Annotated in this window: 24 protein-coding genes; 4 read left to right on the top strand and 20 right to left on the bottom strand. The window is 60.1% G+C overall.

What is annotated here, in order from left to right; all coding sequences use genetic code 11:
* Window positions 1–162: 162 nt before the first annotated feature.
* A complete protein-coding gene (gene fliK / locus Q7F16_RS25080) occupies window positions 163–1,734 on the top strand; it encodes a flagellar hook-length control protein FliK (protein ID WP_046063002.1) in 1,572 nt (523 codons plus the stop codon).
* Window positions 1,731–2,060 carry an EscU/YscU/HrcU family type III secretion system export apparatus switch protein gene (locus Q7F16_RS25075; RefSeq protein WP_046063001.1) on the top strand — a complete coding sequence of 110 codons (330 nt, stop codon included), beginning with the start codon at window positions 1,731–1,733 and terminating at the stop codon, window positions 2,058–2,060. The genes fliK and Q7F16_RS25075 overlap by 4 nt, the downstream gene beginning before the upstream one ends.
* Window positions 2,061–2,328: 268 nt before the next feature.
* On the opposite strand, the gene Q7F16_RS25070 is transcribed toward Q7F16_RS25075, so the two are convergent.
* The 14 genes from Q7F16_RS25070 to flhA all read right to left on the bottom strand — a co-directional run bounded on the left by Q7F16_RS25070 (window position 2,329) and on the right by flhA (window position 16,716).
* Window positions 2,329–2,724, bottom strand: coding sequence for a DUF2802 domain-containing protein (locus tag Q7F16_RS25070; protein ID WP_003183966.1), 396 nt, complete (start codon window positions 2,722–2,724; stop codon window positions 2,329–2,331).
* 1 nt (window position 2,725) lies between these two features.
* Window positions 2,726–3,211, bottom strand: a complete 486-nt coding sequence (locus tag Q7F16_RS25065) for a chemotaxis protein CheW (RefSeq protein WP_003199144.1) — start codon at window positions 3,209–3,211, stop codon at window positions 2,726–2,728.
* Window positions 3,212–3,283: 72 nt separating this feature from the next.
* Window positions 3,284–4,156, bottom strand: coding sequence for a CheW domain-containing protein (locus tag Q7F16_RS25060; RefSeq protein ID WP_046063000.1), 873 nt, complete (start codon window positions 4,154–4,156; stop codon window positions 3,284–3,286).
* 95 nt (window positions 4,157–4,251) lie between these two features.
* A complete protein-coding gene (locus Q7F16_RS25055; RefSeq protein WP_046062999.1) occupies window positions 4,252–5,043 on the bottom strand; it encodes a ParA family protein in 792 nt (263 codons plus the stop codon).
* A gap of 49 nt (window positions 5,044–5,092) precedes the next feature.
* Complete coding sequence (gene motD / locus Q7F16_RS25050; RefSeq protein WP_046062998.1) at window positions 5,093–5,977, bottom strand: flagellar motor protein MotD; 885 nt, start codon at window positions 5,975–5,977, stop codon at window positions 5,093–5,095.
* 4 nt (window positions 5,978–5,981) lie between these two features.
* Window positions 5,982–6,722 carry a flagellar motor protein gene (locus Q7F16_RS25045; protein WP_003199135.1) on the bottom strand — a complete coding sequence of 247 codons (741 nt, stop codon included), beginning with the start codon at window positions 6,720–6,722 and terminating at the stop codon, window positions 5,982–5,984.
* A complete protein-coding gene (locus Q7F16_RS25040; protein ID WP_014337181.1) occupies window positions 6,722–7,861 on the bottom strand; it encodes a protein-glutamate methylesterase/protein-glutamine glutaminase in 1,140 nt (379 codons plus the stop codon). Before Q7F16_RS25040 ends, Q7F16_RS25045 begins: the two co-directional genes overlap by 1 nt.
* A 48-nt stretch (window positions 7,862–7,909) precedes the next feature.
* A complete protein-coding gene (locus Q7F16_RS25035; protein ID WP_409556449.1) occupies window positions 7,910–10,165 on the bottom strand; it encodes a chemotaxis protein CheA in 2,256 nt (751 codons plus the stop codon).
* Between the two features lie 30 nt (window positions 10,166–10,195).
* Window positions 10,196–10,981, bottom strand: a complete 786-nt coding sequence (locus Q7F16_RS25030) for a protein phosphatase CheZ (RefSeq protein WP_041475794.1) — start codon at window positions 10,979–10,981, stop codon at window positions 10,196–10,198.
* An 18-nt stretch (window positions 10,982–10,999) separates the two neighbouring features.
* A complete protein-coding gene (locus tag Q7F16_RS25025; RefSeq protein ID WP_008006721.1) occupies window positions 11,000–11,371 on the bottom strand; it encodes a chemotaxis response regulator CheY in 372 nt (123 codons plus the stop codon).
* A 167-nt stretch (window positions 11,372–11,538) separates the two neighbouring features.
* Window positions 11,539–12,282 carry an RNA polymerase sigma factor FliA gene (fliA, locus tag Q7F16_RS25020; protein ID WP_014337177.1) on the bottom strand — a complete coding sequence of 248 codons (744 nt, stop codon included), beginning with the start codon at window positions 12,280–12,282 and terminating at the stop codon, window positions 11,539–11,541.
* A complete protein-coding gene (gene fleN / locus Q7F16_RS25015) occupies window positions 12,279–13,109 on the bottom strand; it encodes a flagellar synthesis regulator FleN (RefSeq protein ID WP_003184001.1) in 831 nt (276 codons plus the stop codon). Before fleN ends, fliA begins: the two co-directional genes overlap by 4 nt.
* A 116-nt stretch (window positions 13,110–13,225) precedes the next feature.
* Window positions 13,226–14,575, bottom strand: a complete 1,350-nt coding sequence (gene flhF, locus Q7F16_RS25010; RefSeq protein ID WP_014337176.1) for a flagellar biosynthesis protein FlhF — start codon at window positions 14,573–14,575, stop codon at window positions 13,226–13,228.
* Window positions 14,576–14,586: 11 nt separating this feature from the next.
* Entirely contained in the window at window positions 14,587–16,716 is a 2,130-nt protein-coding gene (gene flhA / locus Q7F16_RS25005; RefSeq protein ID WP_046063053.1) for a flagellar biosynthesis protein FlhA, read from the bottom strand.
* Window positions 16,717–17,050: 334 nt separating this feature from the next.
* Between flhA and Q7F16_RS25000 the strand changes: the two genes are divergently transcribed.
* Together Q7F16_RS25000 and Q7F16_RS24995 are read left to right on the top strand one after the other, a co-directional pair.
* Window positions 17,051–18,967, top strand: coding sequence for a hypothetical protein (locus Q7F16_RS25000; protein ID WP_409556448.1), 1,917 nt, complete (start codon window positions 17,051–17,053; stop codon window positions 18,965–18,967).
* 178 nt (window positions 18,968–19,145) lie between these two features.
* The gene (locus Q7F16_RS24995) at window positions 19,146–20,189 is read left to right on the top strand and encodes an RHS repeat-associated core domain-containing protein (protein ID WP_409556447.1); all 1,044 of its coding nucleotides are present in this window, start codon (window positions 19,146–19,148) and stop codon (window positions 20,187–20,189) included.
* A gap of 3 nt (window positions 20,190–20,192) precedes the next feature.
* Here Q7F16_RS24995 and flhB read toward each other — a convergent pair whose 3' ends face one another.
* Genes flhB through fliN form a run of 6 tightly spaced genes read right to left on the bottom strand, consistent with a single transcriptional unit; the run spans window position 20,193 to window position 24,057 of the window.
* Complete coding sequence (gene flhB, locus Q7F16_RS24990; RefSeq protein WP_046062996.1) at window positions 20,193–21,329, bottom strand: flagellar biosynthesis protein FlhB; 1,137 nt, start codon at window positions 21,327–21,329, stop codon at window positions 20,193–20,195.
* Between the two features lie 3 nt (window positions 21,330–21,332).
* On the bottom strand, window positions 21,333–22,115 hold the full coding sequence (gene fliR / locus Q7F16_RS24985; RefSeq protein ID WP_014337171.1) for a flagellar biosynthetic protein FliR: 783 nt from the start codon (window positions 22,113–22,115) through the stop codon (window positions 21,333–21,335).
* 3 nt (window positions 22,116–22,118) lie between these two features.
* Window positions 22,119–22,388, bottom strand: coding sequence for a flagellar biosynthesis protein FliQ (gene fliQ, locus Q7F16_RS24980; RefSeq protein WP_014337170.1), 270 nt, complete (start codon window positions 22,386–22,388; stop codon window positions 22,119–22,121).
* Between the two features lie 23 nt (window positions 22,389–22,411).
* Complete coding sequence (fliP, locus tag Q7F16_RS24975; RefSeq protein ID WP_003199111.1) at window positions 22,412–23,161, bottom strand: flagellar type III secretion system pore protein FliP; 750 nt, start codon at window positions 23,159–23,161, stop codon at window positions 22,412–22,414.
* Window positions 23,161–23,598, bottom strand: a complete 438-nt coding sequence (gene fliO / locus Q7F16_RS24970; protein WP_079305270.1) for a flagellar biosynthetic protein FliO — start codon at window positions 23,596–23,598, stop codon at window positions 23,161–23,163. Before fliO ends, fliP begins: the two co-directional genes overlap by 1 nt.
* A complete protein-coding gene (fliN, locus tag Q7F16_RS24965) occupies window positions 23,599–24,057 on the bottom strand; it encodes a flagellar motor switch protein FliN (RefSeq protein ID WP_003199107.1) in 459 nt (152 codons plus the stop codon).
* Between the last annotated feature and the right edge of the window lie 13 nt (window positions 24,058–24,070).

Raw genomic sequence — 24,070 nt, 5'->3', positions numbered from 1 at the left:
CAGTGGCCGTTAAAGAGGTGCAGCATAGATGCTTTGACGACCTGTTCCACAGAGCTGCGTCAAACAATTGCAAGGTTTTCGCCACTCCCTGAAAGACGGGCGGCATTATACATGCCCTAACCTACTCTCAAGAGAGCTTATTTCCCCAAGGTAAGACCGCAAATGACAGGCGACATGAACATCCTGCCGCTGCCCCAGCCCACGGCAACGACGCGTACGCCGGTGGTCAGTGGCGAGCTGCTCAAACTGCTGGTGCCAGCCCAAGGCCTGATCGGCTCGGGCCAGACCGCCCAGGCCGAAGTGCTATCGCTCAAGCAGGCCGACCAGACTTTCCAGCTGTTGCTCAAGGTCACCCTGGAGAGCGGCCGCCAGACCACCGTGCAAGCCACCAGCACCCAGCCGCTCCCTCAGGGCACCAGCCTGGCCGTGACCCAACCGTCCGCCAGCAACCTGGCGATTGCCGTGCAACAGGCCGTGGCGTCCAGCGTGGCCACCTTGACGCGCATCGACACGGCGCAGATGCCGGTCGGCACGCTGCTGCAAGGCAAGGTGCTGACCAGCCAGGCGTTGCCAGCATTGCCCGGGCAACCGGCGGTCTATCGGTCGTTGGTGAGCCTGCTCAACACCGCCCAGGCTGGCACTACCCTGGACATCGACAGCCCCCAACCGCTGCGCATCGGCACGCTGTTGAGCGCCCAGGTGCAAGATGCCCAGACGCTGAAATTCGTTCCGCTGAGCAACCGCCAGGAGCAACTGGCGGTGAGCCAGCAACTGGTCACCCAAGTGAGTCGCCAGGGCTCGCTGGACAGCCTGATCAGCGCCCTGCAAAACCTGCCGGCCACTGATGACACCGGCACCGAGCTGCGCGCCGCGGTGACTCGTTTGCTGGCGGGCCTGCCGGATATCCAGCAACTGAGCACACCCAAGGGCTTGGCCCAAGCCATGGTCGCCAGCGGCGTATTCCTGGAAAGCAAATTGCTCGCTGGGCAACCATCGAGCCTGGCGCCGGACATGAAAGGTGACCTGCTGAAACTGATCGCCCAGCTGACACCGGCCCTGCCCGCCTCCACCAACCTCAGCGCCATCATTGCCGCCAATACGCTGGCCCAAGTCCTGCCGAGCTTCGTACGCAGCGCCCTGGGGATGCTCGGCCAGGTCAGCGCCAAGCCGCAACCCACCAGTTTCCCCCTGCCCTCGCGCCAGATGAAAGGCCAGGACGAAGAAGGCGACCTCGAACACCTGCTGCGCCTGGCCGCTGCCGCCGTGTCACGCCTGCAAAGCCATCAATTGTCGAGCCTGGAGCAGACCGGCCTGACCGACGACGGTCGGCTGATGAGCACCTGGCAATTGGAAATCCCGATGCGCAACCTGCAGGACATCGTGCCGTTACAGGTCAAGTTCCAGCGCGAGGAAACCCCGCCCCGGGAGCAGCCCAACGAGCGCAGGGAAGAACGCGAGCCGAAACAGCAACTCTGGCGGGTGGAACTGGCATTCGACATGGAACCGCTTGGCCCCTTGCAGGTTCAGGCCCAGTTGCTCAGCGGCAGCCTGTCCAGCCAGTTGTGGGCAGAACGGCCGTATACCGCGAGCTTGATCGAAAACAACCTGACAGCCTTGCGGGAGCGCCTGGTGACCTGTGGCCTGAACGTCGGCGACCTGGACTGCCACCTCGGCACCCCGCCCCAAGGCCCCAAGACGCGCCTGGAACAACGCTGGGTGGACGAAACCGCATGACAACCCACACCGAACCCCGCCAGGCCATTGCCCTCAAGTACGATGGCCACCACGCCCCGACCCTCACCGCCAAGGGCGACGAAGCCCTGGCCGAGGAAATCCTGCGTATTGCCCGCGAAAGCGAAGTACCGATCTATGAAAATGCCGAGCTGGTGAAGCTGTTGGCACGGATGGAGTTAGGAGACAGCATCCCGGAAGAGCTGTACCGCACGATAGCCGAGATCATCGCGTTTGCCTGGAACCTCAAGGGCAAGTTTCCCCAAGGCCATGACCCGAATGTGCAGAGTGTCGAGAAGGATGTAACCGACCGCGGCGACGATTATTAATCACAGCCACCTGGATTAATGCCTGTCAGTTAGGAGCAAACGGCATAATCCTGTGGGAGCAAAGCTTACTCCCACAGGCTTGCTGTTTAACTGACAGGTATTAGCCACCTGGGCTGCGTTTTGGGTTGGAAATGATCAATCTGCAAGCCCAGAAAAACCTGTGGGAGCGAGCTTGCTCGCGATGGGGCCCTGTCAGTCAATATTGAGAGACTGTCACACCGCTATCGCGAGCAAGCTCGCTCCCACATTGGATTGGGGGTGAAGGCGATCAGCCGCCCTTGTGCAGCTTGCTCATCAACTCCGCCTCGGCCTGGGTCAGGCCGCAGGCTTGGGTCAGTTCGTCGACGCTCGCACCCATGCCCACCAGGCGGGCGGCCTGAGCGAAGGACAGGCTGGAGGGGTCGCGCTGTTCCAACTGGGCGAGTTTATCCGGCAACGGCGCGACCACGGCACGCAGCTCATGGAGCGCTTCGCCCATGCGCACGGTGCCGTTCTGATAATCGTCGACGCGCTTGGCCAGGTCCTTGATGCGCTGGTCGCGCAGCGCATCGCCCTGGGCCTGCTGAGCGGCGATCTGCCGCTGGCCACGTATGTACGCCAAGAACATCGCCAGCGTGCCTGCCCAGAAAAGGAACAGGACAATGACTGCTACCTCAAGAATCAAATCAGATACTCTCCAGTTCCGACCACTCTTCTTCGCTCATCATCTTGTCCAGTTCAACCAGAATCAGCAACTCGTTGTTCTTGTTGCACACGCCCTGAATGAACTTGGCGGACTCTTCGTTACCCACGTTCGGCGCAGTCTCGATTTCCGACTGACGCAGGTAAACCACTTCGGCGACGCTGTCGACCATGATGCCAACCACTTGCTTGTCGGCTTCGATGATGACGATCCGGGTGTTGTCGCTGATCTCGGCATTCATCAGGCCGAAGCGCTGGCGGGTATCGATCACCGTGACCACGTTGCCACGCAGGTTGATGATGCCCAGCACGTAGCTCGGCGCACCCGGAACCGGGGCGATCTCGGTATAGCGCAGCACTTCCTGAACGCGCATCACGTTGATGCCGTAGGTTTCGTTATCGAGCTTGAAGGTCACCCATTGCAGAATCGGATCTTCAGAACCCTTTTGAGACGACGCCTTATCATTCATACCCTGACCCCTCGAAAAACCGCCTGTGGCGGCGTGTACTCTGTCCGGCGACGCTGTGCGCCACCGGTTGTCTTATTTCGGTTTCTGGACCGGCTTGCTGCCGCCCAGGTGTTTTGCCCCGCCGCTGGCGATCAGCTCCGCCAGCTCGGAAACGTCCAGCAAGGCGCACATGTGCTCGATCACCGTACCGGCCAGCCATGGCCGTTGCCCTCGATGGCTGCGCCACTTGATCTCGTTCGGGTCCAGGCGTAGCGAACGGCTGACCTGATGCACCGCCAAACCCCACTCGTAACCCTGCACCGAAATCACGTACTGCAAGCCCTGGCGAAAATCATCGCGATAACGGTCCGGCATGACCCAGCGCGCGGTATCCAGTACCTTCAGGTTGCCGGCCTGGCTCGGCAGGATCCCGAGGAACCATTCCGGCTGGCCAAACAACGGCGTCAATTCCTGCCCGGCCAGGGAGTAAATCGACCCCAGGCATACCAACGGCACCGCCAGGGTCAGCCCGGCCACATCGAACAACAAACACTCGAACGGCTCGGCAGCCCAGGCCGGACGATCGTCGCCCGGCACCGGTGGTGGTGGGTTGCTCGGCGGCAAGTGGACTTCCACCACCGGCGTCACCAGGCCCTGCAGCAGCGGGGCTACGGTCGAGACCGGCGCCAGGATCGGCGCAGGCGCGTCCATGACCGCCACCTGAGGCTTGATAAACGGTGCCTCGACCGCTGCAGCTACTACTGCTTTCTGTGCGTCACGGGCCTGCTCTTCGAGCACGGCCGCTTGAAATTCATCCAGCACACCCTTGGCTTCGACATTCTCGGGCAACGCCTCGATCACGCTTGGCTGTGGTGGCATTTCTTCGGTCGCTTCCTGCAACAGCCCATCCAGATAGGATTGCAGGGCCATTTGCGGACGCGAGGTTGTCTTTATCGGGCGGCTCATAGGAACAGTGCGCCACTTGAAGAGGTTATCGGCATGAATGCGGTAGGACTTGAGCGCTCGCAAGCGAACACGATGCCAGTGGAAAGCCTCGTCACTTAAGCCACCTGCTGCGGAACAAGCTGTTGGGTCAACAGGTGCTTGAGCAGCGCCCGATAGGCCAGCACGCCGCGGCTCTTGCCATCGAATTGCGACGGGGTCACACCGGCGCGGCTGGCGTCCCGCAAGCGAGTATCAACGGGGATATAGCCTTGCCAGATGTCCTCCGGGTATTTGTCCCGCAACACCCGCAAGGTGCCCAAGGAGGCCTGGGTACGACGATCGAACAGGGTTGGCACGATGTTGAAGGCCAGCGTCTGCTTACGCGAGCGGTTGACCATCGCCAGTGTATTGACCATGCGTTCCAGGCCCTTGACCGCCAGGTGCTCGGTCTGTACCGGAATGACCAATTGTTGGCTGGCTGCCAAGGCATTGACCATCAGCAAACCCAGCAACGGTGGGCTGTCGATGATCGCGTAATCGAAATCCTGCCACAGCTGCGCCAGACTCTTGGCGATCACCAGGCCAAGCCCGCTCTGCCCGGGCGACTGTCGCTCCAGGGTGGCGAGGGCGGTGCTCGACGGCAGCAGGGAAATCCGCTCATCGCTGGTGGACAATAGCAACTGCCCCGGCAGGCCCTCGGGCACAACGCCCTTGTGCAGGAACAGGTCGTAGTTGCTGTGCTCCAAGCTGTCGGGATCGTAGCCGAAATAGCTGGTCATCGAGCCATGGGGGTCCAGATCGACGATGACCACGCGCTTGCCCGCCTCGGCCAGCAACCCGGCTAAAGCGATGGAAGATGTGGTCTTGCCCACACCACCTTTTTGATTGGCGACTGCCCAGACTCTCATTCGGATCGTTCCTCCCGGCCGAAACAGGCTCGACCGAGAAATAGCTCGGTTATAAAGCGGGTGACGGAGAATTGACGGCACTCTGTCTTCCCGGCGACTTGACCGGAGCCGGTGCAGTTTGTGTGCCAGCCCGCTTCAGTGCCGCATCCGGAGTTGCATTGGTCGTACCGGTACCGGTCAGGCTGCGACGCACATCGAGGTTACGCGACACCACCAGCACCACCCGCCGGTTGCGCGCACGCCCCTCGGCAGTGGCGTTATTGGCGACCGGCTGGAACTCGCCATAGCCCACCGAGGCCAGGCGACCAGGCTTCACGCCCTGCATCGCCAGCATGCGCACGATGCTCGACGAACGGGCCGAGGACAGTTCCCAGTTGGTCGGGTACTGCGCGGTACGGATCGGTTGGTCGTCCGTGAAGCCTTCGACATGGATCGGGTTGTCGAAGGGCCTGAGGATCGCCGCGACCTTATCGATGATGTTGAACGCCATGTCGCTGGGCATGGCATCGCCGCTGCCGAACAACAGGCTGGAATTGAGTTCGATCTCGACCCACAACTCGTTGCCGCGCACGGTCATCTGGTTGGAGCTGATCAGGTCGCCGAACGCCGCGCTGATATCGTCGGCGATGCTTTTCAATGGATCGCTGCCACCGGCGATACCGGCATCGACCTGCTCGCTGTCCTTGACCAAGGGTTTGGCCGGCGTGGTGGTCTTGGGCCGCTCATCGCCGATGGGGATAGGCTTGAGGGCGCGATCGGAGTCGGTAAAGACACCGATCAACGCCTCGGAAATGACTTTGTACTTGCCTTCGTTGACCGACGAAATCGAATACATGACCACGAAAAAAGCGAACAGCAGCGTGATGAAGTCGGCGTAGGAAACCAGCCAGCGTTCATGGTTGACATGTTCTTCACGGTGTCTGCGACGTGCCATGGCCTTAGTCCATGAAGCCTTGCAGCTTCAACTCAATGGAACGCGGGTTTTCACCTTCGGCGATCGACAGGATCCCTTCCAGCAGCATTTCGCGATAGCGCGACTGGCGCAACGCGATGGACTTGAGCTTGGCCGCGATGGGCAGCAGCACCAGGTTGGCACTCGCTACGCCGTAGATCGTGGCGACAAACGCCACGGCGATGCCGCTGCCCAGTTGCGACGGATCGGCCAGGTTGCCCATCACATGGATCAGGCCCATCACCGCACCGATGATGCCGATGGTCGGCGCGTAGCCGCCCATGCTTTCGAATACCTTGGCGGCCTCGATGTCGCGACTTTCCTGGGTGTAGAAATCCACCTCCAGGATGCTGCGGATGGCTTCCGGCTCGGCGCCGTCCACCAGCAATTGCAGGCCTTTGCGTGAGTAGCTGTCGGGCTCGGCATCAGCCACCCCTTCCAGGCCCAGCAAGCCTTCCTTGCGCGCGGTCAGGCTCCAGTTCACCACGCGATCGATACCACCGGCCAAATCGACACGGGGCGGGAACAGAATCCAGATCAGCACTTGCATGGCACGCTTGAAAGCACTCATGGGCGACTGCAACAGCGCCGCGCCAATGGTGCCACCGAGCACGATCAACGCCGCCGGGCCGTTGGCCAACGCGCCCAGATGACCGCCTTCCAGATAATTGCCGCCAATGATGGCGACGAACGCCATGATGATGCCAATCAGGCTGAGCACATCCATTAAATGCAGGCCTCGACCAGGTGTCTACCGATGTCGTCCAATCCGTACACCGCGTCGGCAAGATCGGCTTTGACGATGGCCATTGGCATGCCGTAGATCACGCAACTGGCTTCGTCCTGGGCCCAGATTGCACTGCCGCCCTGCTTGAGCAGGCGCGCGCCTTCGCGACCATCGGCCCCCATGCCGGTGAGCACCACCGCCAGAACTTTGTCACCGTAGGACTTGGCCGCAGAACCGAAGGTAATGTCCACGCAAGGCTTGTAGTTCAGACGCTCGTCGCCCGGCAGGATTTTCACCGCGCCACGGCCATCGATCATCATCTGCTTGCCACCGGGTGCCAACAACGCCAGGCCTGGACGCAGGATGTCGCCATCCTCGGCTTCCTTGACGCTGATGTTGCACAGCTTGTCCAGACGCTCGGCAAACGCCTTGGTGAACGCTGCGGGCATGTGCTGGATCAGCACGATGGGGGCAGGGAAGTTGGCCGGCAACTGGGTCAGGACCCGTTGCAGCGCCACCGGGCCACCCGTGGACGTGCCGATAGCGACCAGCTTGTAGGCCTTGCGCTTGGGTGCCGGCGACGACGCACTGGCGGGCGCCTGGCGAGCCGGCGCAGGTGCCGGGGCGCTGCGTACCGGTGCCGGATTGAAGCTGCTCGATGCAGTCGGCGTCGGCGACGGTGCCGGGCTTGGCGCCGCAACAGGGGCTGGCGCCGGTGCGCTGTAGGCACCGACACGGCGGTTGCTGCGGGAAATGCTATGGACTTTTTCGCATAGCAACTGCCGGACCTTGTCGGGGTTGCGCGAAATGTCTTCGAAGTTCTTCGGCAGGAAATCCACCGCCCCGGCGTCCAGCGCATCGAGGGTCACTCGGGCGCCTTCGTGGGTCAGGGAGGAGAACATCAATACCGGCGTCGGGCAGCGCTGCATGATATGCCGCACGGCCGTGATGCCGTCCATCATCGGCATCTCGTAGTCCATGGTAATCACGTCCGGCTTGAGTGCCAGGGCCTGATCGATCGCCTCTTTGCCGTTGGTCGCGGTACCGACGACCTGAATACTCGTGTCCGCCGAAAGAATTTCCGAGACGCGGCGGCGGAAAAACCCCGAATCGTCCACCACCAGGACTTTAACTACCATAAACACTCCGTTAGACGAGGCGCGGCCCTGGGCCACGCCCCTCCAGAATCAAATACGCCGGGCGGCGTAACGCTTGAGCATGCTTGGCACATCGAGAATCAATGCGATGCGACCGTCGCCGGTGATGGTGGCGCCGGACATGCCCGGGGTGCCCTGGAGCATCTTGCCCAACGGCTTGATGACCACTTCTTCCTGGCCCACCAACTGGTCGACGACAAAGCCGATCCGCTGGGTGCCCACCGAAAGGATCACCACATGGCCCTCGCCCTGCTCTACATGAGCGGCGGAGCTGACCAGCCAGCGCTTGAGGTAGAACAGTGGCAGTGCCTTGTCCCGTACGATCACCACTTCCTGGCCGTCCACCACGTTGGTGCGCGACAGGTCGAGGTGGAAGATCTCGTTGACGTTGACCAGCGGGAAGGCGAATGCCTGGTTGCCCAGCATCACCATCAGGGTCGGCATGATCGCCAGGGTCAACGGGACCTTGATGACGATCTTCGAGCCCAGGCCCTTGGTCGAGTAGATATTGATCGAACCGTTGAGCTGGGAAATCTTGGTTTTCACCACGTCCATGCCCACGCCACGGCCCGACACGTCGGAGATCTCGGTCTTGGTCGAGAAGCCCGGGGCGAAGATCAGGTTGTAGCACTCGGTGTCGCTCAGGCGGTCGGCGGCATCCTTGTCCATCACACCGCGTTTCACCGCGATGGCACGCAACACGTTCGGGTCCATGCCTTTGCCGTCGTCGGAGATCGACAACAGGATGTGGTCGCCCTCCTGCTCGGCGGCCAGGATCACCTTGCCGCCACGGACCTTGCCTGAAGCTTCGCGTTCTTCCGGCGACTCGATGCCGTGGTCAACTGCGTTGCGCACCAAGTGGACCAGCGGGTCGGCCAGGGCCTCGACAAGGTTCTTGTCGAGGTCGGTCTCTTCACCCACCAGTTCCAGGTTGATTTCTTTCTTGAGCTGGCGAGCCAGGTCGCGAACCAGGCGCGGGAAGCGCCCGAAGACTTTCTTGATCGGCTGCATCCGGGTCTTCATGACCGCGGTCTGCAGGTCTGCCGTGACCACGTCGAGGTTCGACACGGCCTTGGACATGGCTTCGTCCTGGCTATTGAGGCCCAGGCGCACCAGACGGTTACGCACCAGCACCAGTTCGCCGACCATGTTCATGATCTCGTCCAGGCGTGCGGTATCGACCCGAACGGTGGTCTCGGCTTCGCTGGCCGGTTTTTCCGCTGGCGCAGCCGCCGGAGCACGGGCTGGCGCCGGAGCAGCAGCGGCAGGCTTGGCGGGTTCGGCCTTCGGTTCCGATGCCTTGGCAGCGGGTTTGGGCACAGCCTTGGCCGCCGGTGCGGCAGCAGTGGCGGCAGCAGGCGCAGCAGAAGCCGTACCGACTTCGCTGAACTTGCCTTTGCCATGCAGCTCATCGAGCAGGGATTCGAATTCGTGGTCGCTGATCAGGTCGCTGCCCGCGGCAGCGGCGGCGGGCTTGGCCGGCGTCGGCGCCGAAGCGATGGCCGAATCCAGTGCGTCAACGGCAAAGGTGCCCTTGCCATGCAACTGATCGAGCAACGCTTCGAATTCGTCGTCGGTGATGTCCGAGCTGTCGCCCGCGGCTTTCGGCGCGGCGGGGGCCGCCGCCGGGACCACGGCATCAGGCGCGAACTGGCCCTTGCCATGGAGCTGGTCGAGCAGTGACTCGAACTCGGCATCGGTGATTTCATCGCTGCCAGCCCCATCGGCGGCCGGCGCTGCAGGCGCAGAAGGTGCAGCCGGTGCCTCGGCCTGGGCCTTGACGGCATTCAGGGAGTCCAGCAGTTGTTCGAATTCGTTATCGGTGATGTCGCCCGATTCCTCGGCAACCGGTTCTTCAACCACGGCCTCGGCAACCGGAGCCGCTTCGTCAGCCGATTGCGGCTCGGCCAGGCGCGACAGCGCGGCGAGCAATTCGGGGGTGGCAGCCGTAATCGGCGAGCGCTCACGCACTTCGCTGAACATACTGTTGACCGCATCCAGCGCTTCAAGCACCACGTCCATCAATTCCGAATCAACGCGACGCTCACCCTTGCGCAGGATGTCGAACACGTTCTCGGCAATGTGACAGCACTCCACCAGCTCGTTGAGCTGGAGGAAGCCGGCGCCTCCTTTTACAGTGTGGAAACCGCGAAAAATTGCATTGAGCAGATCCGCATCATCTGGTCGGCTTTCCAGCTCGACCAGCTGTTCGGACAGTTGCTCTAGAATCTCGCCGGCCTCAACCAGGAAATCCTGAAGGATCTCTTCATCGGCGCCGAAGCTCATTAATGGCTGCTCCTAAAACAGGGCTAAAACTCAGAATCCAAGGCTGGACAGCAAATCGTCCACATCGTCCTGACCGGACATAACGTCTTCTCTTTTATCGGCATGAATCTGCGGACCTTCACCCTGAGAGAGATGTTTTTGTGGATCTTTTTCAGCAAGCATCGCTTCACGGTCGTGTTCGATGCCTGCAAAGCGGTCGACCTGGCTGGCCATCAACACCAGTTTGAGCAGGTTGCTTTCCACTTCGGTGACCAGTTGGGTCACACGCTTGATCACCTGGCCGGTCAGGTCCTGATAGTCCTGAGCCAACAGAATGTCGTTGAGATTGCTTGCCACGGCGCGGTTCTCGGTGCCGCTGCGCGTCAGGAAACCGTCGACGCGACGGGCCAGCTCCCGAAACTCTTCAGCGCCGACTTCGCGACGCATGAACCGGCCCCAGTCGGTACTCAAGGCCTGGGCTTCTTCGCTCAGGCCATTGACCAGCGGCGTTGCACTTTCCACCAGGTCCATGGTGCGGTTGGCCGCGGCCTCGGTCAGCTTGACCACATAACCCAGACGCTCGGTGGCGTCGGTGATCTGCGAGACTTCCTCGGCCTGCGGCATATGCGGGTCGATCTGGAAATTGACAATCGCGCTGTGCAATTCACGCGTGAGCTTGCCCACTTCCTGATACAGACCGCGGTCACGGGTCTGGTTGAGCTCATGGATCATTTGAACCGCATCGCCAAAGCGACCTTTTTCAAGGCTGTCGACCAGTTCGCGGGCATGTTTTTTCAGGGTCGATTCGAAATCGCCCATTGAAGATTCGTTGTCCATAGCTCCCCCGTGGCGCCGTTAACCGATGCGTTCGAAGATTTTTTCGATCTTCTCTTTCAACGCCTGGGCCGTGAAGGGTTTGACCACATAGCCGTTTACACCGGCTTGGGCCGCTTCGATGATCTGCTCGCGCTTGGCTTCGGCAGTGACCATCAGCACCGGAAGATGCTTGAGCTTTTCGTCGGCGCGCACATGGCGCAGCAAGTCGATACCGGTCATGCCGGGCATGTTCCAGTCAGTTACCAGAAAGTCGATGCTCCCGCTGTTGAGGACCGGAATGGCTGTGATGCCATCATCCGCCTCGACCGTGTTGGTGAACCCAAGGTCACGCAACAGGTTTTTTATGATCCGCCGCATCGTTGAGAAGTCATCAACGATGAGGATTTTCATGTTCTTGTCCAATTCGACCTCCAAGCAGTCTTAAACGCGCCCAGCACCTGGACGCGCCATTTCAATCAATCCGGCACAACACTCGACAACGGTCCGGAGCACAACGGATGGAGACTGGCGCAGTACCTGCCAGGCCAGCCTCGTTCGCAGCGTCCCCACACTGCCTGTCAACGCGCTCGCCACTCCCCCAAACGCCCCCGCAAACGGGCCGCGCACTGGCTGTGTAACTGGCTGACCCGCGATTCGCTGACCCCCAGGACCTCACCGATTTCCTTGAGGTTCAGCTCTTCGTCGTAGTACAGCGCCAAGACCAGTCGCTCACGCTCCGGCAAATTGGCAATCGCATCCGCCAGCGCACTCTGGAAACGTTCATCTTCCAGGTCACGCGACGGCTCCATGTGAGCACTCGCGTTATCCTCATGCAGCCCTTCGTGTTCGCCGTCCTGCAACAGGTCGTCGAAACTGAACAGGCGGCTGCCCAAGGTATCGTTCAAAATCCCGTAATAATCGTCGAGACTCAATTGGAGTTCGGCCGCAACCTCGTGATCTTTAGCGTCACGCCCGGTTTTAGCTTCAATTGCCCGAATTGCATCGCTGACCATGCGGGTATTGCGATGCACCGAACGCGGCGCCCAATCGCCCTTGCGGACTTCATCGAGCATGGCCCCGCGAATGCGAATACCGGCATACGTCTCGAAACTGGCGCCCTTGCTCGCGTCGTATTTGTTCGACACTTCGAGCAGGCCGATCATGCCCGCCTGGATCAAGTCTTCGACCTGGACACTGGCCGGCAAACGCGCCAGCAAGTGATAGGCGATACGCTTGACCAGCGGTGCGTAACGCTCGATCAATTCGTACTGGGCGTCCCGTGCCGATTTTTTGTAGAGATGGTTGTAACCGCTGGCTGTCATAGCACGGGCCCTGCTGTTTGTTGCACAAGACGCTCGACGAAAAATTCCAGATGCCCGCGGGGGTTGGCCGGCAGTGGCCAGGTGTCGACCTTCTGGGCGATCGCCTTGAACGCCAGCGCGCATTTGGAACGTGGAAAGGCTTCATAAACGGCACGTTGCTTCTGGACGGCCTTGCGAACGCTTTCGTCGTAAGGCACTGCGCCGACGTATTGTAGGGCGACGTCCAGGAAGCGATCCGTGACCTTTGTCAACTTGGCGAACAGGTTGCGTCCTTCCTGCGGGCTCTGGGCCATGTTGGCCAGGACGCGGAAGCGGTTCATGCCATAGTCGCGGTTAAGCAGTTTGATCAGGGCATAGGCGTCGGTGATGGACGTCGGTTCGTCGCAGACCACCAGCAGCACTTCCTGGGCAGCGCGGACGAAACTGACGACCGAGTCACCAATACCGGCCGCGGTATCGATCACCAGCACATCAAGGTTGTCGCCGATGTCGCTGAACGCCTGGATCAGGCCCGCGTGCTGGGCCGGGGTCAGGTGAACCATGCTCTGGGTGCCGGAGGCAGCCGGCACGATGCGAATCCCGCCCGGCCCCTGCAACAACACGTCACGCAGTTCACAGCGCCCTTCAATCACGTCCGCCAGGGTGCGTTTGGGTGTAAGCCCCAACAACACGTCGACGTTCGCCAGGCCCAGATCGGCGTCCAGCAGCATGACCCGTCGGCCAAGCTCTGCCAGAGCCAGGGACAAGTTCACTGACACGTTAGTCTTCCCGACGCCACCTTTGCCGCCGGTCACCGCGATCACCTGTACGGGATGCATGCTGCCCATGTTCGTTCTTTACCTTGTCTTACTTAGACGGAGGCCACATTACTGGCTGCGCGTTCGCATACGGAACAATGCATGGCAGACCATCGATGTAGGTACAAAAAATATTCATGATTACCTCAGCCGACCTGCTTGGTCGGGCTGTGGTAGATATCAGCGAACATATCAGCCATGGCTTCTTCGCTGGGTTCTTCCTGCATTTGCACACTCACGGCACGACTGACCAGTTGATGACGGCGCGGCAGATGCAAATCATCCGGGATCCGCGGCCCGTCGGTCAGGTAGGCCACCGGTAGTTCATGACCGATCGCCAGGCTCAACACCTCGCCCAGGCTTGCCGTTTCGTCCAGCTTAGTCAGGATGCAGCCGGCCAGCCCGCAGCGTTTGTAGCTGTGGTATGCGGCGGTTAGAACCTGTTTCTGGCTGGTGGTTGCCAACACGAGATAATTTTTTGACTTGATACCGCGTCCGGCCAGGCTCTCGAGCTGCATGCGCAGGGCTGGATCGCTGGCTTGCAGGCCCGCGGTATCGATCAGCACGACGCGTTTGCGCAAAAGCGGCTCCAGTGCCTGGGCCAGGGATTGACCAGGATCCACATGGGTCACCGACACATTGAGAATCCGGCCGAGGGTCTTGAGTTGCTCCTGGGCACCGATGCGGAAACTGTCCATGCTCACCAGGGCAATGCTCTGGGCGCCGTACTTGAGTACGTAACGGGCGGCGAGCTTGGCCAGGGTGGTGGTCTTGCCCATGCCGGCAGGACCGACCATGGCAATCACCCCTCCCTCTTCCAGCGGCTCGACTTCCGGCGTGGAGATCATCCGCGCCAGGTGCGCCAGCAACATGCGCCAGGCCTGGCGAGGCTCTTCGATACCATTGATCAGCGCCAGCAGGTCCCGGGACAACGGGCCGGACAGGCCGATGCGTTGCAGGCGACGCCACAGGTTGGCCTGGGCTGGACGGCTGCCTTGCAGCTGGTTCCAGGCCAGGGAGCCGAGCTGGACTTCCATCAGCTCGCGCAGGCTGTTGAGTTCAAAGCGCATCGAGTCCAGGGCGCGCGGGTCGACACCCCGGGCAGGCGCTGCTGGCGCCGGCTCAGGACGACGCGGTTCGGCTTGGGCCTGCTCGATCAGCGGTTCGGCAGCGGTCAACGGCAGGCCGGCGGTCAGCGGCTGACCGGCGAACAATTGACGATTGGTGCCCGCCGCGCCCTCGCCTTCGTTGCTGCGCAGGCTCAGTTCGGCCTGGGCGCTGGCGATGCGCGATTGGGTCTTGCGCAGCTCGTCTTCGAGTTCCATGTTCGGAACCCGCGGGGCCAACGCAGACAGCTTGTAATCCAGGGCAGCCGTCAGCTCGACACCGCCGGCGATACGACGGTTGCCAATGATGGCTGCTTCAGCGCCCAGCTCGTCACGAACCAGTTTCATGGCCTGACGCATGTCTGCGGCGAAAAAACGCTTCACTTGCATAAACCACTACCTCAGCCGTTGGGCCCTACTGTCGCAACGATGGTCACTTGCTTGTTGTCCGGTATTTCCTGGTACGCCAGCACATGCAGCCCCGGGACCGCGAGGCGCCCGAATCGCGAGAGCATCGTGCGAATCGGACCGGCCACCAGCAGGATCACCGGCTGGCCTTGCATCTCTTGCCGCTGGGCTGCTTCGATCAGCGAACGCTGCAGCTTCTCGGCCATGCTTGGCTCCAGCAGAACACCCTCTTCCGAGCCTTGTCCTGCCTTCTGCAGACTATTGAGCAATATCTGTTCCAACCTTGGCTCCAAGGTGATCACAGGCAGCTCAGACTCAGTGCCTACAATGCTTTGGACGATTGCGCGGGACACACCGACCCGAACCGCAGCCACCAGGGCGGCGGTATCTTGACTCTTGGAAGCGTTGTTGGCGATAGCCTCGGCAATACTGCGTATGTCGCGCACAGGCACTTGCTCGGCCAACAGCGCCTGCAACACCTTGAGCAATTGCGACAACGAAACCACACCCGGCACCAGCTCTTCAGCCAGCTTGGGCGAGCCTTTTGCCAGTACTTGCAGGAGTTGCTGGACCTCTTCGTGACCAATCAGCTCGCTGGAGTGCTTGTACAGGATCTGGTTCAAGTGGGTCGCCACCACCGTACTGGCGTCCACCACGGTATAGCCGAGGGACTGGGCCTGGGCCCGCTGGCTGATTTCGATCCACACCGCTTCCAGGCCGAAAGCCGGATCCTTGGCGGTGATGCCGTTGAGGCTGCCGTAGACCTGCCCGGGGTTGATCGCCAATTCGCGGTCGGGGTAGATCTCGGCCTCGGCCAGAATCACCCCCATCAAGGTCAGGCGATAGGCGCTCGGCGCCAGGTCTAGGTTGTCGCGAATATGCACGGTGGGCATCAGGAAGCCCAGGTCCTGGGAGAGCTTCTTGCGCACCCCCTTGATCCGCGCCAGCAACTGACCACCCTGGTTGCGGTCGACCAATGGAATCAGGCGATAGCCGACTTCCAGGCCGATCATGTCGATCGGCGTCACGTCATCCCAGCCCAGCTCCTTGGTTTCCATGGCGCGGGCCGGCGACGGCAGCAGTTCCTGCTGGCGCTTGACCTCTTGCAGGGCCTGGACTTTCTGCACGTTCTGTTTTTTCCAGAACAGGTAGGCGCCGCCGGCAGCCAGAGCAGCCATGCTCAGGAAGGAAAAGTGCGGCATTCCCGGCACCAGGCCCATTACAGCCATCAGGCCGGCAGCAACCGCCAGGGCCTTGGGCGAGGCGAACATTTGCCGGCCGATCTGCTTGCCCATGTCTTCGGAGCCCGAAGCACGGGTCACCATGATCGCGGCAGCTGTGGATAACAACAGTGATGGCAATTGCGCCACCAAACCGTCACCGATGGTTAACAAGGCGTAGACCTTGCCAGCGTCGCCGAACGTCATGCCGTGCTGGAAGATACCGACGGCCATGCCGCCGATCAGGTTGATGAACAGAATCAGCAGGCCAGCGATGGCGTCACCGCGCACGAATTTGCTGGCACCGTCCATGGAACCGTAGAACTCGGCTTCCTGGGCGACCTCAAGGCGTCGTGCCTTGGCCTGGCCCTGGTCGATCAGGCCGGCGTTGAGGTCGGCGTCGATGGCCATCTGCTTGCCGGGCATCGCATCAAGAGTGAAACGTGCGCTCACCTCGGAAATCCGCCCGGCACCTTTGGTCACCACGACGAAGTTGATGATCATCAAGATGGCGAAGACCACGATACCGACCACGTAGTTGCCGCCGATCACCACCTCACCGAAGGCTTGGATCACCTTACCGGCAGCCGCGTGGCCCTCATGACCATGGATCATCACGACGCGGGTGGACGCCACGTTCAGCGCCAGACGCATGAGCGTCGCCACCAGCAGAATGGTCGGGAACACCGCGAAGTCCAGCGGCCGCAGGGCGTATACGCATACCAGCAGCACGACGATCGACAGGGCGATGTTAAACGTGAAGAACACGTCCAGCAGGAACGGCGGTACCGGCAGCATCATCATGGCGAGCATGACCAGCAGCAACAGCGGCACGCCCAGATTACCCCGACTGAGGTCTGCTACGTTGTTGCGTGCGGTGCTGAGTAACTGAGAGCGATCCACCAATATTCCCCGTTCCTGTGAAGCAATCTTTTGACGCCGACAGCGTCATATGGCCTGCTTTTGCAAAAAGCCGTCCAACTTTGGCAAGGACCGGAAAAAACGGTCGAGCGCAAGGCTTCAGACCAGGCGCAGTGCATCTCCCCCGCGCCAATCACGAAACGAAATACAAGGCGCAAACCTCATACACACGCAGTCGCAAGCACACCAATTCCCGAACGTCAACCTGACACTTCTGAGAGTGGTCGAGAGAGGCGATGAGGGGTTGAATGAGCTATTCAGCGACTGCTGGGACCATGGGAAGCAGCCGCTGCAACGAACCGAGCAGAGGCCCGTCATGACCGAAAACATTTCCCTTGCCGAGCAAATGGGTGTTCATCCGGCCGACCTGGACGAACACGGCGCGTTAAAACCGTATGTGGCACCAGAGCTTGCCCCTTACCCACCCGCCGAATACCCCGACACCGAGCAGTTCACCCACAGCGAACCGGCTCCAGGCGATGAACCGCTTTCGACACCCAGGGTCGGTTGGTGCCCAAGCGGCGGCGTCAGCGGCGGTATCTGCTCGCCCTTCAACAATGTCCGACCAAACTGGATGGGCTACTACAACGGCGCCACTGCCAATCTGCGCGTCGATGAACTGGTGCTGCCCGGCACCCACAACTCCGGCTCGGATAAACAGGCCCCTTACAGCAACAGCTATGACACTTGCCAGGACGTATCACCTCATACCCAATTGCAGACGGGCATCAGGGCGCTCGACTTGAGGGTCAAGTTTTACTGGGGTTACCCTGCGGGGGATTGGAGAAGATTCACGATATACCACAGCCTCGATTCCGGGAGAAACGTCCGTGGCGACATCCTGCAGGCGGCGATGAATCTTTACAACGCTTACCCCCAAGAGGTGATTATCCTGGACTTTCATGAGTTCAGGGACTTCACCGACGCAGCACATCGCGAGCTGGCCACGGTTATAAAAACGACCTTCGGCGATAAACTGATAGAGCCCAAATGGAAATCACTGGTGCTCAGACAGCTCTGGGCCTTGCAAAAAAATGTCGTGATTGCTTATGACGATAACCGACGAGATCCGCAGTTCTGGCCAGGAGTCAATCAGCGATGGATAGGCAAGAACCGCCCCTCCAGCGACGAACTTAAGGAGTTCATCGATGAAGTCGCCAGCGAGACAAAACCCACGTATGAACTACGCGCCATCCAGGCCCATAAATACACTAAAGTCGGGCAACCGGACGATATGTCATCAGACGTGATGAACTGGTTTTCAGCGGACAATGCCAATTCGCCAATCCAGAAATTCTATATCATCAACACTGACTGGTCCTTGCGTCACAGGCATATCGATAATTGCATTCATGCGAACAGTTTCAGAAACAACAGAAGATCCTCCCGCTACCTGAACCCCACGGATCTCACTGCCGGAAACTACATTCCCCATGGATACGAGGCGATAGCTCTGGAGACCTACAATGGCAATTGGGTCCCTCTGATGCTGCTCCCCTCCAGTGCCAGGAACACGTCCACGGTACTCATCCTTTGCAAGGCTCAATCGAATGCAACCCTGCAGTCCAGCAGATGGGACTTTCCAGTGGCCGACATGACCCTGGCGCAGGGCGATGTGCTGTTATTCGAATACGACAGCAGCCTGGCAAAATGGATATTGCAGTTTGTCAGCACTTACTTCCCCAACACGTCGGGAGATACGGTCCCCACCCCGCGCGCCGATGAAAAGCTCGTCAGGTACCGGACAGAGGATTACAACTGGACGGAACGCATCAGCCTGCCGACCTCTGCACCGGCCTATCGCTATGTCGAGATAGCTTCCTACATAACAGCCACTGAAGGCTGGCACAGCCAGATCCATCGCCGATCCGGGGATAGGGTCTACCGCTGCCAACGGGGAGACCAATTCCTCTTCATGTTCAACCTGGGCAGTTGGCAGGCCATCAAGACGCCCATACACGTCTACGGCGCGCTCAAGGCCGGCGCCCAAATGGCAGACACAGGCACAGAAAAAACCGAGGTACATTTCAGCGATGGCGACTGGATTGAGCAAATCACCCTGCCTGTCACAGCTTGGCAGGACGACGAGGTCACCCTGACCTCCAATGCTGGCTATACGTCAACGGTCATGGGCACCAACCTCGAATCAGGCACTCCCGTGCAATTTAACAGAGGAGAAACCCTCCAGTTCCGATACATCGCCAGCACTGGGAAGTGGCGCCGCATCCTTTAGGGAAACGCGAGTTTTGCAGCCGCTGGGTCGCGCAGCGTCCCCCGCTTACTGGCGGTTGCTGCGCAACCGAACGGGAGCAAGCTCCCTCGCCACGGGGGTTTGTTATTGATCGTTCCCACGCAGGAGCGTGGGAACGATCAATAATCCCCCTGAGCCTCATCCAAACGGAGCGTCGATCATGCCAACCACGCAGCTCTGCACTTACCACTACGACCCACTGGATCGCCTCACCAGCCACACCACCACGACTTATGCCCCGATCCAGCGGTTCTACTGCAAATCGCGCCTGGCCACGGAGATTGGGGGCGCTATCAGTCGATCGATCGTCCAGCACGACGACCAACTTCTGGCCCAGACCGAAACCCAGAGCAACGCAAGGCAGGCCACATTGTTGGCGACCGATCAACAACGCTCGGTATTGCACGCCATTACCTCCAACGAATCACAATCCTGTGCCTATTCGCCCTATGGCTATCGGCCTGCTGGCAATGGCTTGCTGAGCCTGCTCGGCTTCAACGGGGAACGACCGGACCCGGTGACCGGGTATTATTTTTTGGGGAATGGTTATCGGGCGTTCAATCCGGTTTTGATGCGATTTAATAGTCCGGATAAATTGAGCCCGTTTGGCGAGGGCGGATTGAACCCTTATGCATATTGCATCGGCGATCCTATCAACCGTAGAGACCCAACGGGACACACCCCCGTTCCAGCTACGCTAATACCCAAGTATTTGGAGCTAGCCGCGCTAACCCGAATCAAAAAAACCTTGTCATCTATAAAAAAACTGAGCTCGGTAAAAGCCCAATCGATTGTGAAAAATACGCTAAAAGATCAGCAAACGTTAATCTCAGAAACCAAAACACTGCAAGAAGCACTCTCGGACAAAATCGAGATCAGCCTCACACCGACTAAAAGTAAAAATACTGCTGAAGCATATTTATCGCATCAGCGTAACATTCCGGTCGACGCAGAGGGGATACCGGCTCCGGAAAGAGCCTACACTGAAACCGATGCTTCCGGGACAACGCGTCTGCGTACGGATTTCTTTGACGACTCAATAGGTTTTTTTCGTGAGCAAGCCACTAAATCACGAACCCCAGGCAGCAAAAACGAGGCTTATCGCGATGTCATGCTTACGAAAACAGGCGAGACCATTGAAAGAAGAATTCAATATATCCGCGAGCATGCTATAGCTATACGCACCGCTAACCTGCACCGATAAGCCTCAGGAATCACGCCGCAAATCCGGCGGGATCGGCAGGTCTTTTAGCGGTTCGGGGCGTTTGCCCTTGCCGGCGCGGTGTTGGCGGATCTGGTAGACGTAGGCCAGCACCTGGGCCACGGCCAGGTACAGGCCGCCAGGGATTTCCTGGTCGAGTTCGGTGGAGTAGTAAATCGACCGCGCCAGCGCCGGGGACTCCAGCAGCATCACCTCATTGGCCACGGCGATCTCACGGATCTTGAGCGCCAGGAAGTCACTGCCCTTGGCCAGCAACACGGGAGCGTTGCCTTTTTCGGGGTCGTACTTGAGGGCTACGGCGTAGTGAGTCGGGTTGGTGATGACCACATCGGCGTCGGGGATCGCCGCCATCATCCGCCGCTGGGAGACCTCGCGCTGCAACTGACGGATCCGCTGCTTGACCTCCGGCTTGCCCTCCTGATCCTTGTGCTCGTCGCGTATCTCCTGCTTGGTCATCATCAACTTCTGCTTGCTCTGATAGAGCTGGATCGGCACATCGATGGCAGCGATCAGGATCAGGCCGCAGGCCATCCACAACGTACTCCAGCCCACCAACTGCACGCTATGGATGATCGCCTGTTCAAGCGGCTCGTGAGCGATGCGCAGCAGGTCGTCGATGTCGGCTTGTAAAACCGTCAACGCGACGAAAAGAATCAGGAAGAATTTTCCAAGAGCCTTGAGCAGCTCCATCAAGGCAGTCGTGGAAAACATCCGCTTGAGGCCGCTGGCCGGGTTCATCCGGCTGAATTTCGGCGCCAGGCTCTTCCCGGCGAACAACCAGCCACCCAAAGAAATAGGACCAATGATGGCTGCCAGCAGGAGGAATATCAGCACCGGCTGTACCGCCAGAATCGCGATTTTGCCTGAATGCAGCAAATACTGACCCATCGCGCCAGGACTGAGCAGCACCTCACGAGGCAGGGAGAAGTTCAGGCGCATGATATCCAGCAGGTCCAGGGCCAACCCGCCACCATAAATCAGCAACCCGCCCGCCCCGGCCAGCATCACCGCCAGCGTGTTGAGCTCCTTGGATCGGGCAATCTCACCCTTTTCCCGGGACTCGCGCTTGCGCTTTTCCGTGGGGTCTTCTGTCTTGTCCTGACCACTCTCACTCTCGGCCATGGTTCAGCGTGCCTGTGCCATGTCGCGTAATAGCTGCAAGGCCTGGGTGGCCAGCGGCTGATACTGGTTGAGGATATCCCCCAGGCTGACCCAGAAAATCACCATGCCCAGCACGAGGGTTAGCGGGAAGCCAATGGAGAAAATATTCAGTTGCGGCGCCGCGCGGGTCATCACGCCAAACGCGATGTTGACCACCAGCAACGCAGTGATCGCCGGCAATACCAGCACCATCGCCGCGCCCAGGACCCAGCCGAGCTTGCCGGCGATTTCCCAGAAATGATTGACCAGCAACGCACTGCCCACCGGCATCGTGGTGAAACTCTCGGTCAATACCTCGAACACCACCAGATGCCCGTTCATGGCGAGGAACAACAGAGTCACCAGCATCGTCAGGAACTGACCGATCACCGCTGTGTTGACGCCGTTGGTAGGGTCGATCATGGACGCGAAGGCCATACCCATCTGGATCGAGATGATTTGCCCGGCCACCACGAAGGCCTGGAAGAACAGCTGCAGCGAAAACCCCATCAAGGCGCCGATGAGGATCTGCTCGGCAATCAACATCAGGCCGCTGAGATCCAAGGCATTGACCGGCGGCATCGGTGGCAATCCAGGCGCAATGACTACCGTGATGGCCAAGGCGAAATAGAGCCGCACGCGGGTCGGCACCAGGGTCGTACCGAACACTGGCATGCTCATCAGCACCGCGGCGACGCGAAACAGCGGCAGGATGAACGACGCCACCCAGGTACTGATCTGGGTGTCCGTCAGCGCGAGCATCGACATGGGTCAGCCGATCAACTGCGGAATACTGCCGTACAGCTGCAGGATGTATTCCATGAAGGTTTGTACCAGCCAGGGGCCAGCGACGATCAGCGTCACCAGCATCACCAGAAGGCGCGGCAGGAAGCTCAAGGTCTGTTCGTTGATCTGGGTCGCGGCCTGGAACATTGCCACCAGCAACCCCACCAGCAGGCTGGGGATCACCAGGATGGCAACCATTATGGTCGTCAGCCAGAGCGCTTCACGGAACAGGTCTACCGCTACTTCAGGCGTCATATCGTCCTACCCGCACAAAAGGCCTAAACACCGCCGAAACTGCCCGCCAGGGTACCGATGATCAGCGCCCAGCCATCCACCAGCACAAACAGCATGATCTTGAACGGCAGGGAAATGATCAGCGGCGAGAGCATCATCATGCCCATGGCCATCAGGATACTGGCGACCACCAGGTCAATGATCAGGAACGGGATGAAAATCATGAAACCGATCTGGAAAGCGGTCTTGAGCTCGGACGTCACGAACGCCGGCACCAGGATGGTCAGCGGCGCCTGATCGGCACTGGGGATATCAGTGCGCTTGGACAGGCGCATGAACAGCTCCAGGTCGCTGCTGCGAGTCTGCGCCAGCATGAAATCCTTGATCGGCACTTCAGCCTTGGCCACGGCATCCTGAGCGGTGATTTTTTCTGCCAGGTAGGGTTGCAGCGCGTCCTGGTTCACCCGGTCGAACACCGGCGCCATGATGAACATGGTCAAAAACAGCGCCATGCCGGTGAGGATCTGGTTCGAGGGCGTCTGTTGCAGGCCCAGGGCCTGGCGCAGGATCGAAAAGACAATGATGATCCGGGTAAAGCTGGTCATCAGCATGACGAACGCCGGAATGAAACTCAGCGCGGTCATGATCAGCAGAATCTGCAGGCTGACCGAGTATTCCTGGGCCCCTTCGGCATTGGTGCCGAGGGTGATCGCCGGGATCGACAGCGGATCGGCGGCGAACGCCAACGGTGCGGCCAGCATCAGGGCCAATGCCAACAGAATGCGCAACGGCATTACTTTTTATCCTTCTGGTCTTTACCCAACAGTTCCATGAGCCGCTGGGCAAATTCGGGGCTGGCCTGCTCGGCGGAGGGCATCTGCACCGGCTCCTTGAGGACGTGCAAGGCGGTAATGGTGCCCGGGCTCAGGCCCAGCAGGATCTGCTCATTGCCGACCTGCACCAGCACCAGCCGGTCGCGCGGCCCGAGCGCGCGGGAACCGATGATGTCGATGACCTGCCCCTTGCCCGCCGGCCCCGCCTGCTGCACGCGCCGCAACAGCCAGGCGAGAAAGAAGATCAAGCCCAGCACCAGCAGCAAGCCAAGCACCAGTTGCGCCAATTGTCCGGCGACACCACTGCCTACTGCCGGCGCAGCGGCGGCCGTGGCAACCGGTTCGGCCGCCAGCACGCTCAATGGCAGCATCGCGACTGCAGCGAAAAAACCTTTCACTCAGCGCAGCTTCTTGATGCGTTCGCTCGGGCTGATCACGTCCGTCAGGCGAATGCCGAACTTCTCGTTGACCACCACCACTTCGCCATGGGCGATCAAGGTGCCGTTGACCAGCACGTCGAGCGGCTCGCCAGCCAGGCGGTCCAGCTCGATCACCGAGCCCTGGTTGAGCTGCAGCAGGTTGCGAATGTTGATGTCGGTGCTGCCCACTTCCATGGAGATCGACACCGGGATATCGAGGATCACATCCAGGTTCGGGCCATCGAGCGTCACCGGCTCATGACTCTTCGGAACGCTGCCAAATTCTTCCATTTGCAAGCGGCTGGACGCATGGGCGCCAGTGTCGGCCGCCAGCAAGGCATCGATGTCTGCTTGCCCGGCATCGCCGGTTTCTTCCAGGGCCGCAGCCCATTCATCGGCCAGCGCCTGGTCATCCTGGGTATTCATATCGTCAGCCATCATTTGTCCTCGG

The organism is Pseudomonas sp. Lb2C2 (assembly GCF_052112205.1).
GTDB lineage: Bacteria > Pseudomonadota > Gammaproteobacteria > Pseudomonadales > Pseudomonadaceae > Aquipseudomonas > Aquipseudomonas kilonensis.
Note: the sequence above shows the minus strand (reverse complement) of the source record. Positions and strands in the feature narration are given on the sequence as shown.